The sequence below is a fragment of the Betaproteobacteria bacterium genome, assembly GCA_009693245.1.
Lineage (GTDB): Bacteria > Pseudomonadota > Gammaproteobacteria > Burkholderiales > SHXO01 > SHXO01.
The window spans coordinates 1-11,122 of record SHXO01000099.1 but is presented as its reverse complement, the minus strand read 5'-3'; the positions used below and the strand labels follow the sequence as shown (position 1 = coordinate 11,122).

Genomic DNA, 11,122 nt, shown 5'->3' with positions numbered 1-11,122 from the left:
GCATGGTTAAGGCGATTTCTCCGCAGCGTATTGGATCGTTTCTTGGCATAGTCAAACAACTCATTCGCAAGGTTGCAGTCCATCTCCTGCCGGGATAAACCAGTCCTCGCCAAGTAGGAGGCAGCTACGCATTATCGTATACCGGTTTAGAGAGCGACATCTGTTCGTTACCGCACTCTGCCTGGAAGCCCCGCTTCGCCCAGCGACTTGATGTAACCAATTACCACCAGCCCAGTCTGTCGCGTTCCACCAATGAGGGGCGAGGCGCTAAGAATGAGGTCCCGCTTGTGTCAATATAAGCTCGCTTAGCGAGCTGCACACCACTCGAACAACCCACTGCCAGGATTAGAAATGAATCACACTCTCCCGAAGACGCCGGGCTTCGCATCAAATGGCATCGAACTTGAGCGCAGGAGTTTCCTTAAACGTGGAGGCGGCCTTGCCATTGCCGCGGCGGTGGGCATGCACGTGCCTTTCGGCCGAAATTATCCCAATGGTCTCATTCCTGTCGCGTTGGCGAAGGACGATCTGGAAGCCTATGGCAAGGATGCCGATCTAATCGTTCTGGGCGACCAGCCATTCGTGGCGGAGACGCCCGCGCATTTGCTGGATGACAATTACACCCCTGCGAGTTTGATGTTTGTGCGCAACAATGGCCTAATGCCCAAGCCCGATCAACTCGATCCGTTGGACTGGATGCTAACGATCGATGGCGAATCGGCGGCAACGAGAAAGAGCTATAGCTTGGCGGAACTCAAGGTGAAATTCAAACCTGTCACTCATCACATTGCCTTGGAGTGCGCTGGTAACGGGCGCGCCGCGTTCAATCCTCCTGCCAAGGGGAATCAGTGGACTTACGGGGGGGTTGGTTTTCCCACGTGGAATGGGTTGAAACTGGCCGACGTGCTGCACGCCTCAGGCGTGAAGGACGATGCGGTCTACGTCGGATACCACAGCGTGGACGCCCATTTGAGCGGAGATCCCAAGAAGGAGGCGATTTCGCGAGGAGTGCCGGTCGCGAAAGCGTTGGAAGAGGAATCGCTCATCGTTTGGGGAATGAATGGGGTAGACCTACCTTTTGCGCACGGTTTTCCGCTGCGCTTGATATTTGGCGGCTATCCGGCCTCGGCGTCCGGTAAATGGGTCACGCGCATTTCCGTTCGTAACAAGGTGCACGACGGCGAGAAGATGAACGGCCGCGACTATCGCATGCCCTGCAAGGGGAGCACGGCGGGGCGGGCATCGGACAACTACTGCATCATCGAAGACATGCCGGTGAAGTCCATCATCACGTTCCCCAAGTCAGGAATTCAGCATGAGCAGAGCGCTCCGCTGCAAGTGCGGGGAAGGGCTTGGACCAGCGCCCATCGTGTGCAAAAGGTGGATCTCTCCATGGACTTTGGCAAGACTTGGATGGGTACCAGGATCACGACGCCACGCAACCGCTACGCTCCCCAACGATTCACGGCCGACGTCACGTTCCCGGCGAAGGGCTATTACGAGATCTGGGCGCGCGCCACCGATGACGGCGGGCGAGTGCAGCCGTTGGTGGTGCCGGAGTGGAACGAAGGCGGCTATGGCAACAATGCTTGCCACCGTATTGCGGTGAAAGTGGTCTAGAAAATTTCGCGCCAAAGGACGCTGGAACACACCTATCGCACGGCGCGATACTGGGTTCGCTTCGGCCGCCATACAGTACGCATTTTCGTGGATCAAGAAAACCCAGCTCTGGATAGAGTGCTGCGGCAACTAGGCGCGCGTTGCTGGGGTTTCATGACGGCGTGGAATCCCCGCTCCTGGGTGTTGCCGCGCTGGCGCAACCAAGGCCGCAATGCCGTGCTTCGACGAGAACTTCGGCGCCAGGGGTTTCGCTTCCTGGCAGCGAGCAGCGACGGGCCGGATTACGCAGCCGAGCTTGGGTTTTTCGTATTGAACATCGATGCTACCGCGATCCGCCGGCTAGGCCTGGATCACTGTCAAAACGCGGTGCTTGCAGGGGAGTGCGGCGGGAGCGCGCGCCTGCTCTGGTGCGACGGCGCGCGATAAGGGAGAATGCGCACCCTTTTGACCGGGAGCCCTCCTTGGCCAGTTTAGTCCCCTTCGCATGCGTCTCCGCGGTGATGATCGCGGTGATATTGAGCTCGAACATCCTCGTTCAATACCCCCTCAACGATTGGTTGACCTGGGGGGCCATCATCTACCCCTTCGCGTTCTTGACCAGCGATATCGCCAACCGCTATTACGGGTTCAAGGCCGCGCGCCAATTGATTTACGTGGGATTCGTGGCGGCCATTATTCTGTCTGCTATCTTCGCCACGCCCAGGATTGCGTTCGCCTCCGGCACAGCCTTTTTGTGCGCCGAACTGGTGGATGCGTGGATTTTCGACCGCCTGCGCCGCCGCTCATGGTGGAAGCCGCCGCTATACTCCACTTTGGCGGGCTCGGCGCTGGACACGGCCTTGTTCTTCGCGCTCGCCTTTTACGGCACCGGTGTGCCGTGGGTCACCTTGGGGCTGGGAGATTTCGCCGTGAAGCTGGCCTTGGCCGTTCTGACTTTAGTCCCATTCCGGGCGGCGTTGTTGTTGGTGCGGCCGACTGCTTGAACCTGGAAGGCTGTCTACCACAGAGGCACAGAGGCACAGAGGCACAGAGAAAACCACTTTCTGGCTGAAAGCAAAAGGAGGGGGTATGCCGCGTAGCTGTTCTGTTAGCCGATCGGGCTGAGCTTGTCGAAGCCCATTCACCCTTCGACAAGCTCAGGGCGAACGAGCTTTAGCCGGCAATATTGGGTTATGCCGTCCCCATGAAGAGCATTTTTTCGAATGCATTCGCCGTTCTCTGTGCCTCTGTGGTGAGGATTTTGAATTCAGCCTTCACGGCTCGGGAACCCGCACCAAGTTCTCGTCCTCTTGAAAGTACAGCTTCCCGTCCTCTCCATATACGAAGGCTGCGGTGGCCTCCGGTTCCCCCTCGCGGCGAAAGTGCCGTGGGGTGACCGCAATGAGCGCGTCGCGCGAGCCGTTGGCGGTTTCGGTGTAGAGCCGTCCGTCCGCGTAGACAACGCGGACGATTTGCTGGGAGCGCTCCGCGGCGCTGGTTTGAGTGAACCTGGAAGTGGCCGCCTCGTAGCGGCCCGTATATTCGCGTAGTTGATCCTGCGTGAGTTTCATCTCCGGCGGCGGAACGCTTGGCAAGGCATCCTCCGTGATCCATGCCTCGATGACACGCCGTAGCGCGCGCAGCGCGGACCAATGAAAGCGGTTGATGGCGATGAAGTAGGCGGTACCCAGCGAGCGGTTGTATCCGAAGTGCGCGAGGTAACCGTCGGCATCGCCCCCATGGCCAAGAAAAACGAATCCGCGGTACAGGTAATGATGCACTCCGAGGCCATAGCCAAAGCGCAAACCGGAGCGCGCCGCGAGGGTGGTGAGCGGTGTTTCCATGCGCCGGATGGATTCTGGCGAAAGCAATTCCTTGTCTGCGTGACGGCCTTCCTTGAGCATCATCTGGAGGAAGGGAACCATGTCGCGCGCGCTGGTGTGAATGCCGCCGAAGGGCCGCATGATCATGTGCCAATAGCGTAGCGGGGTTTTACCGTCCGGTTGATAGCCGGTGGCAAGCCGTGCGCGGGAGGCATCGTCCTGAAAAAATCCGCTGCTCTTCATCCCGAGGGGATCGAACAGGCGAATCTGGACAGCGTCCTCGTAGCGTTGCTTGAGTACTTGCTCGATGACGTAGCCGGCAAGACCGTAGCCCGAATTCGAGTACGAGGAATGCATTCCTGGCTGCCAGCGCACCGTGCGCGAATCGGGCCGCAGCGCCAGGCCTTCTTCCAGGGTCAAGGGTTTGGGGTCGCTGCTGTCGAACTCCTCCTTGGTCAAATCCTGAAGACCGGCCGTGTGCTCCAGCAAATGCTCGATACGAAGCGGGTGCGCGGCCTCCCATGGGTTGATGTAGGACGCGAGCGGCGCATGCTGCCGAACTTTGCCGGCCAGCTTGAGGTTGCCTTCCTGCTGCATTTGTAACAGCACCGAAGCCGTGAATACTTTTGTGACGGACCCGATGCGAAAGAGGGTGTCCTCGGTGGCCGGCGTGGGTTTTTCCCAATCCATGACGCCCACGCCGCCCATGCGCAGCACGGCACCTGGAGTCACTATGGCGAAGCTTGCACCGGCGACGCCTTGGGAAAGGCGCGCGGCTTCCAAAGCCGTAAGAAGTTCCTCGGTGCTGCCACGAGACCACGCATCGCCACAAGCCGCGGCGGCCAGCGTCCACAGCAGAACATACGCTCGCGGCTTAGGCACTACCGGTACACCAGCACCGGTACCTTGGTATGGGTGAGCACTTTCATGGTTTCGCTACCCAGTAATAGGGCAGACAGCCCCCGGCGGCCGTGGGACGCCATGAATATCAAGTCGCAGCGTTTGGTGTGGGCCGCTTCGATGATCGCTTCCCAGGCGTGATCATTGACCAAGGTGAGGGTCTCGCACGCCACCGCGCTGGCCTGGCACCGCTCCGCGATTTCGGCCACGAGGTTGTCGCCGCGCAACTGGGCGTCTTTCTCGAGCTGGTCTTGCAAAGGCTCGGCGGGACCGAACTCGGTGAAGGCCACATAAAAGCTCGCCGGAATGGCGTGAAAGGCGACGATGGTGGCGTTCATGGATTTCGCGAAGCGGATGCCTTCCTCATTGGCGGCATCGCATAACTCAGAACCATTGGTGGGAAGGAGAATTCTCGAGTACATAACGCCTCCGGTGCGGTTGAGTGCGGGACTACGATAGGGCTCTGACGCGAGTGTAAGTGGTTTCCACGGCTTTGACTTCCGGGTGGCCCGGAGCGATGTTCCAGGAGTTGAGAATGACGTTATTGGGGTCCACCAACTCCAATTGAGTTCGCCAGCCCCATTGGACTCCTCCCACCGGGCTGTCGTAATGCCCGAGCACGGAAAAGCCGCGCGCCATCTCCTCGCCCCGGCACAGCATCATTCCAGTGCCCATGTGAAACGTATCGGTCTACAGCATCTCGAAATTCTTTCTGAGGATGTGATACCCGAGGAGTGCCATGCCCGTGGTGCGATTGCCTTGGAAGGTGCTCTGGTATTCGTGCAGCACGAACCAGCCGCTGTGAATCACCTGAAAGGTGCCGTGCTGCGTGGCTTCGTCGGCGGTGGCGCCTGGCTCAAGCCAGGTAAGCGTGCTCCCCTCCCAATCGCCGGCGAGGAGGGATAGAAGATGGTGAGGCCCGCCAGGGGAAAGGCTTGCGTTGAGGGCGTGCTTGTCCAGAATGGGCTCCTTGGGATCGGAAAGATACTAACTCGAATAGGTGCGGGCTCTGCTATCGTCGTAGTGCCGATGCCCAGCGGGTATAGATGGCGGCGGCCGTACGCTTGCTGGTTTGCAGCAAGGAGGGCACGAGGGCGCGAATTTTTTCAGGATCCTGAACGCCAGGGGAGGATGCGGAGGCGATCTCGGTACAACCTGTTTTATCCAGCCACTCCTCGATTTTCAGTTCATCCACCTCGCAATGGAATTGCATGCCCAGATGGATATCGTCCGCGCAGAAGGCTTGGTGGGCGCAGTGTTCGCTGGCGGCGAGCAGCATTGCGCCGGGAGGCACGGAAAAAGTTTCGTAGTGCCACTGGAACATGGGAAAACGCTCGGCGCCGAACCATTCACGGGCCAAGGGACTGGAAGATACGCTGACGTTGGACCAACCGATCTCCGCAACGGGGGCGCGCCCCACGGTTGCACCCAAGGCCTTGGCGAGAATTTGTCCGCCGAAGCAGTGACCGATCACCGGAACCATCATGTCCCTGGCCTGCCGAATGAGGCGCTCCATTTCGCGAAACTCATCACGCTCGTCGTTGGCGCTCTTGGGGCTGCCCAGGATGCAAAGTCCGCTAAAGGATTCCATGCTCCGCGGCAGTGAATCACCGGCATAGAGGCGGTGTATCGCCAGGGGGAGGGCATGGGCCATGGCAAATGCTTCGAACTCGCCAGGTCCGTCGTTGCGAGAGTTCTGAAAAACCGCGATGGGTTTCATTGGGACATTGACACACTGAGAACGGAAGGCATAAGGATACCCACTAACGTCAATACGGGTGGTGCCGGTAGAATGCCCCGTCATTCCCGCTCGCTCCCCTAGGAGAAACCTACCATGCAGATCACGCGCTCGGATCTTTTCCGCCAGCAAGCCTACATCGACGGCCAATGGTGCAACGCCGACAGCGGCCAGACCAAGGCGGTGATGAATCCCGCCAACGGTGTCACCTTGGGTACCATCCCGGTGATGGGTGCCGCGGAAACCAGCCGCGCCATCGAGGCGGCCAAGCGGGCACAGAAAGGCTGGGCCGCGCGCACCGCGAAAGAGCGCGCCGTGATTCTGCGCCGCTGGTTCGATTTGATGATGAAGCACCAGGAAGACCTGGCTCGCATCCTCACCGCCGAACAAGGCAAGCCTCTCACGGAGGCACGCGGCGAGATTGCCTACGGTGCCTCTTTCATCGAATGGTTCGCGGAAGAAGGCAAGCGCATCTACGGAGATACCATTCCCCAGCATGCCGCCGGCAAACGCATCATCGTCATCAAACAACCTATCGGCGTGTGCGCCGCCATCACGCCATGGAATTTTCCCAACGCGATGATCACCCGCAAAGCCGGGCCGGCACTCGCCTCCGGATGCGCCATGGTTTTGAAGCCCGCCACGCAAACACCTTTTTCGGCGCTGGCGATGGTCGTGCTGGCCGAGGAAGCCGGCGTGCCGCCGGGCGTGCTGAGCGTGTTGACGGGTTCGGCTTCCGCCATCGGCGGTGAGATGTCCTCCAACCCCATGGTGGCGAAACTCACCTTTACCGGCTCCACGGAAGTGGGGCGGGTGTTGATGCAGCAATCCGCCAGCACCATCAAGAAACTTTCCCTGGAACTGGGGGGCAACGCGCCCTTCGTCGTGTTCGACGATGCGGATCTCGATTCCGCGGTAGAAGGCGCCATGATCTCCAAGTTTCGCAACACCGGGCAAACTTGCGTGTGCGCCAACCGCCTCTTCGTGCAAGCTGGTGTCTACGATGTCTTCGCCGAGAAACTCGCCAAGAAAGTGGGGCAGATGAAGGTGGGCAACGGCATGGAAGAGGGCGTGGTGCAAGGCCCGTTGATCGACCGCAACGCACTAGCCAAGGTGGAAGAGCATGTGGCCGATGTCACCGCTGGGGGCGGCAAGGCGCTTGTAGGCGGAAAACGGCACGCGCTGGGTGGCACCTTCTATGAACCCACGGTGCTGGTCGGTGTGACGCCCAGCATGAAGGTGTTTCGAGAGGAAACTTTCGGCCCCGTGGCGCCGCTCATCAAGTTCAAGGACGAAGCCGAAGTCATCGAGCTGGCCAACCGCACGGAGTTTGGGCTCGCCTCCTATTTCTATAGCCGCGACATCGGCCGCATTTATCGCGTGGCCGAAGCCCTGGAGTACGGCATGGTGGGGGTGAACACGGGTTTGATCTCGACGGAGGTGGCGCCCTTCGGCGGCGTCAAACAGTCGGGCCTGGGACGAGAGGGTTCCAAGTACGGCATCGAGGAGTTCCTGGAGGTGAAGTACATATGCCTGGGGGATATCGACAAGTAGCGCGCACCCGGCCGCTCGCTATACTCCAACCATGGATTCCCTCATCCCCGTAATACTCTTCGGCATCGCCGCCCTGATGGTCGTGCTCGCCGTGGGCTGGCTTGGCGTCAAGGTGCAAAAACTCATCCTCGGCACCCTTGAGTTGCCCACGCTCGTGGGCCAGATCATGGAGGACAAACACCTCAACATGCTGAAGGATCTCAACAGCGGCTTGAATGCGCTAGGGGACCGCCAGACCGCCATGCAGGTGGATCTCTCCGAGCGGCTGCGAAACGGCGTGTCCCAGGATCTCAAACAAAGCCGGGATGCGCTCCTCGCCTTGCAGCTCTCGCAAACAGAGGAACTATCCTCTCACCGCGAGGTGCTCATCCAGCGCTTATCCGCTCTAACGTTGGACATGCAGTCCAAGCACGACGGGTTGCGCTCGGAAATGCTCGCCACCTTGATGCACACGCTCGGCGAACAAAACCGCGCACAGCAGGAGTTGCTGCAGAACTCTCTGCGCACCATCACCCAGCAGGTGACGACGACCATCGAGTCATTGACGCGCGTGGTGGACGGCAGGCTGGACCAGATCAGTGGCAAGGTGAACGAGCGCCTGGACGAGGGGTTCAAGAAGACCAACGAGACCTTTGCCAACGTAATGGCGCGCCTGGCCACCATCGACGAAGCGCAAAAGAAAATCGACGGGCTCACCACCAACATGGTGAGCTTGCAGGAGTTGCTGGGCGACAAGCGCGCGCGCGGTGCCTTCGGCGAGGTGCAGTTGGAGGCGCTGGTGCGTAACCTCTTGCCTTCGGTGGCCTACGAATTTCAGTACACGCTCTCCAACGGCACGCGCGCGGATTGCGTGCTGAAACTACCCGAGCCCACGGGATTGGTGGCCGTGGACGCCAAGTTTCCCTTGGAAAACTATCACCGAATGTTCGATCCGGATAAGTCCGAACTCGAGCGCGCCTCGGCGACGCGCCAGTTTCGCCTCGACCTGCGCAAACATATCGAGGATATATGCCAGAAGTACATCATCGCCAATGAGACTTCCGATGGGGCCGTCCTGTTCTTACCCGCGGAAGCTGTGTTCGCGGAGATACATGCCCATCACCAGGAAATCATAGATGTGGCCATGCAAAAGCGCGTGTGGATTGTGTCGCCCACCACCATGATGGCGGTGCTCAATACCGCGCGCGCGGTAATCAAGGATGTGGAGACGCGCCGCCAGGTTCACATCATCAAGGACGAGCTGGGCAAGCTCGCGAAGGAGTTCGGGCGCTTCGACCAGCGCATGCGCAAACTGGCCGATCACATCCGCCAAGCCCACCAGGATGCCGAAGACGTGCGCGTGACCAGCGACAAGATCACCCGGCGTTTCGCGCAGATCGAGCGCGTGGAGTTCGAGACTGCCATTCCCCGCAGCGAGGAGGCCGCGGACGTGTTGTTGCCCTTGGATGAAGAAGCGGTTCCCGCGGTGACCGCCACGAGGTAGTGTTCGCTTTTTTCAAGCAGTGGCGCCACGGGCGTGCGCTCGCACGCGCCAAGGAACGGGTTCCGATAGACGAGGGGCTATGGTTCGATACCATTGGCCGCTTCGCTTTCCTCGAAGCGCTCGATCGCGAAGAGCGGGGCCGCCTGCGCGAATTGGTGCAACTCTTTCTCGACCAAAAGCAATTCGCCACCGCCCACGAACTTCCTTTGACGCAGAAAATGCGTTTGAGCGTGGCATGCCAAGCGTGCATGCTCATTCTCAACTTAGGCATGGAGTACTACCGCGGCTGGAGCGGCATCGTGCTCTACCCGGCCCAGTTCCGGCCCCGGCACACCTACATGGACCCCATGGGGATCGTGCACCAAGGCGAGGAGACTCTATCTGGAGAAGCGTGGCCTGGCGGCCCAGTCATCCTCTCATGGGAGGATGTCGAGCATGGCAGCCACGACGGCGTCAACGTGGTCATTCACGAGTTCGCCCACAAACTCGACATGCTCAATGGCGCCGCCAATGGCCATCCGCCCCTGCATCCTGGAATGAAACAGGAAGCATGGGCTAGTGTGTTCACCCAGGCTTACGAGGATTTTTGCCGCTGGGTGGACAGCGGCCGCTACACGCCCATCGACCCCTACGCCTCCGATGCGCCCGAGGAGTTTTTCGCCGTTTTCAGTGAAGCTTTCTTCGAAACACCCGATATCGTGAAGGATATTTATCCCGCGCTGTACGGGCAAATGCAACTCTTCTACCGCCAAGATCCGGCGGCGAGTGGAGTAGTTCCCTTCTCCCTCCGGGAGAAGGGTTAGGGATGGGGGATGGGGGCATGGGGTGAGCCACTACCCATGCGGACCCGGCCAATTCAAGAAGAGGTGTCCCATGCATCGAGCCTGTTACGGTTGGATGATTTTTCTATGGAGCACCGCGCTACTCGCCGCGGAGTTGAAGGTGACTGTGCTACCTCTGCATTACCGTGGCGTGGAGGACGTGATTCCTCTTCTGCGCCCTTTGCTCGACGGGCAAAGCGTGGTCACGGGAATGAACAACCGTCTCGTGGTCAAGGCAACCGCGCAACAACTCGAACAGATCAAGGAAGTCTTGCGCGCGATCGACACGCGCGCGCGCCAGTTGGTGATATCCGTGCGCCAGGCGAGTTCGGCCGAATTGGAAGAAGAAGCGCTATCCGTGGGAGTACGCGCGAAGGCGGGCCGTAACGCCGAGGTGGTGGTAGGCGATGCGCCGCGAGAGGGCGTGAGGGTCGGGGCACGCAATGCACGCTCCACGAACGAAGATCGCGCCGAACAGCGAGTGCGGGTGATGGAGGGGAGGGAGGCACTCATCCAAGTGGGCGAAGCAGCCCCCGTCAGCACGCAGTCGGTTACGCAAACGCCCAATGGCCAGCGCATCACCAGTTCCACCCAATACCAAACGGCGGCTCGCGGTTTTCGCGTCACGCCGCGTATCACGGGTGACCGGGTTACCTTGGAAATCGTCGCGGCGAATGACCGTTTCAATGACGGCGGATCCACCAACGTGCAGCACACCGCGACGACGGTTTCAGGCACATTGGGGCAATGGATGGAAATCGGCGGTATTGGCGAGGAATCTCAGGACCAGCAGTCTGTCATCCTCGGTAGCTCGAAACAGGCGCGGCGAGACAAAAGAACAGTGATGCTAAGAGTGGACGAGGTCAGCGATGCGAACATCAATCAGTAGGGCGTGATGAACCGCTCCGTCAAGGACGTTGGGGGAGATATTCTTGCCGTGAGCCAGTTCACTTTGCATGCCTCCACGCAAAAGGGCAACCGGCCCTCCTACAGCGCCGCCGCGCCACCGGATATCGCGCGGCCGTGCTACGCAATTCTTGAAGGTACTTGCCAGGGAGTTAGGCAAGCCCGTTTCGACTGGCGAGTTCGGCGCGAACATGAAGGTGTCCCTGGTCAACGACGGGCCAGTGACACTATGGCTCGATTCAATGCGCAGGGAATGAAACACTAAGAGGCCACGTGGTGCCGGCGCGCCCGCGAATAG

At 59.8% G+C, this 11,122-nt stretch carries 12 protein-coding genes and 1 pseudogene; 8 read left to right on the top strand and 5 right to left on the bottom strand.

The window, feature by feature from the left end; translation table 11 throughout:
* Nucleotides 1-351: 351 nt before the first annotated feature.
* The 3 genes from EXR36_14015 (at nt 352) to EXR36_14005 (ending at nt 2,603) form a co-directional block, all read left to right on the top strand.
* Complete coding sequence (locus tag EXR36_14015; GenBank protein MSQ60713.1) at nt 352-1,620, top strand: molybdopterin containing oxidoreductase; 1,269 nt, start codon at nt 352-354, stop codon at nt 1,618-1,620.
* Nucleotides 1,621-1,707: 87 nt separating this feature from the next.
* The gene (locus EXR36_14010) at nt 1,708-2,046 is read left to right on the top strand and encodes a DUF3293 domain-containing protein (GenBank protein MSQ60712.1); all 339 of its coding nucleotides are present in this window, start codon (nt 1,708-1,710) and stop codon (nt 2,044-2,046) included.
* Nucleotides 2,047-2,120: 74 nt separating this feature from the next.
* Nucleotides 2,121-2,603 carry a VUT family protein gene (locus EXR36_14005; protein ID MSQ60711.1) on the top strand — a complete coding sequence of 161 codons (483 nt, stop codon included), beginning with the start codon at nt 2,121-2,123 and terminating at the stop codon, nt 2,601-2,603.
* A gap of 270 nt (nt 2,604-2,873) precedes the next feature.
* Here EXR36_14005 and EXR36_14000 read toward each other — a convergent pair whose 3' ends face one another.
* From EXR36_14000 to EXR36_13980, 5 genes are read right to left on the bottom strand one after another with little or no spacing between them, the layout of a single operon-like run.
* The gene (locus EXR36_14000) at nt 2,874-4,304 is read right to left on the bottom strand and encodes a class A beta-lactamase-related serine hydrolase (GenBank protein MSQ60710.1); all 1,431 of its coding nucleotides are present in this window, start codon (nt 4,302-4,304) and stop codon (nt 2,874-2,876) included.
* Nucleotides 4,304-4,744, bottom strand: a complete 441-nt coding sequence (locus EXR36_13995) for a universal stress protein (GenBank protein ID MSQ60709.1) — start codon at nt 4,742-4,744, stop codon at nt 4,304-4,306. Before EXR36_13995 ends, EXR36_14000 begins: the two co-directional genes overlap by 1 nt.
* A 28-nt stretch (nt 4,745-4,772) precedes the next feature.
* A complete protein-coding gene (locus EXR36_13990) occupies nt 4,773-4,997 on the bottom strand; it encodes a DUF1579 domain-containing protein (GenBank protein MSQ60708.1) in 225 nt (74 codons plus the stop codon).
* 15 nt (nt 4,998-5,012) lie between these two features.
* Nucleotides 5,013-5,285, bottom strand: a complete 273-nt coding sequence (locus EXR36_13985; protein ID MSQ60707.1) for a DUF1579 domain-containing protein — start codon at nt 5,283-5,285, stop codon at nt 5,013-5,015.
* A 49-nt stretch (nt 5,286-5,334) separates the two neighbouring features.
* On the bottom strand, nt 5,335-6,126 hold the full coding sequence (locus EXR36_13980; protein MSQ60706.1) for a type 1 glutamine amidotransferase: 792 nt from the start codon (nt 6,124-6,126) through the stop codon (nt 5,335-5,337).
* Nucleotides 6,127-6,156: 30 nt separating this feature from the next.
* Here EXR36_13980 and gabD point away from each other — a divergent pair, with 30 nt between their 5' ends.
* From gabD to dtd, 5 genes and pseudogenes are all read left to right on the top strand, one after another.
* Entirely contained in the window at nt 6,157-7,614 is a 1,458-nt protein-coding gene (gene gabD / locus EXR36_13975; GenBank protein ID MSQ60705.1) for an NADP-dependent succinate-semialdehyde dehydrogenase I, read from the top strand.
* A 31-nt stretch (nt 7,615-7,645) separates the two neighbouring features.
* On the top strand, nt 7,646-9,097 hold the full coding sequence (locus EXR36_13970) for a DNA recombination protein RmuC (GenBank protein ID MSQ60704.1): 1,452 nt from the start codon (nt 7,646-7,648) through the stop codon (nt 9,095-9,097).
* Nucleotides 9,097-9,900 (top strand): zinc-dependent peptidase, encoded by an 804-nt coding sequence (locus EXR36_13965; GenBank protein ID MSQ60703.1) that lies wholly within the window; start codon nt 9,097-9,099, stop codon nt 9,898-9,900. Before EXR36_13970 ends, EXR36_13965 begins: the two co-directional genes overlap by 1 nt.
* Before the next feature lie 70 nt (nt 9,901-9,970).
* A complete protein-coding gene (locus tag EXR36_13960) occupies nt 9,971-10,807 on the top strand; it encodes a hypothetical protein (GenBank protein MSQ60702.1) in 837 nt (278 codons plus the stop codon).
* A gap of 6 nt (nt 10,808-10,813) precedes the next feature.
* Nucleotides 10,814-11,081 (top strand): annotated as a pseudogene (gene dtd / locus EXR36_13955) (D-tyrosyl-tRNA(Tyr) deacylase).
* The last annotated feature ends 41 nt before the right edge of the window (nt 11,082-11,122 follow it).

Excerpts from the sequence above, each read along its gene's own strand:
- EXR36_13970 (MSQ60704.1), top strand. The coding sequence starts at position 7,646 with ATGGATTCCCTCATCCCCGTAATACTCTTCGGCATCGCCGCCCTGATG.
- EXR36_14005 (MSQ60711.1), top strand. The coding sequence starts at position 2,121 with ATGATCGCGGTGATATTGAGCTCGAACATCCTCGTTCAATACCCCCTC.
- EXR36_13995 (MSQ60709.1), bottom strand. The coding sequence starts at position 4,744 with ATGTACTCGAGAATTCTCCTTCCCACCAATGGTTCTGAGTTATGCGAT.
- EXR36_13980 (MSQ60706.1), bottom strand. The coding sequence starts at position 6,126 with ATGACGGGGCATTCTACCGGCACCACCCGTATTGACGTTAGTGGGTAT.
- gabD (MSQ60705.1), top strand. The coding sequence starts at position 6,157 with ATGCAGATCACGCGCTCGGATCTTTTCCGCCAGCAAGCCTACATCGAC.
- EXR36_13960 (MSQ60702.1), top strand. The coding sequence starts at position 9,971 with ATGCATCGAGCCTGTTACGGTTGGATGATTTTTCTATGGAGCACCGCG.
- EXR36_14015 (MSQ60713.1), top strand. The coding sequence starts at position 352 with ATGAATCACACTCTCCCGAAGACGCCGGGCTTCGCATCAAATGGCATC.
- EXR36_13990 (MSQ60708.1), bottom strand. The coding sequence starts at position 4,997 with ATGGGCACTGGAATGATGCTGTGCCGGGGCGAGGAGATGGCGCGCGGC.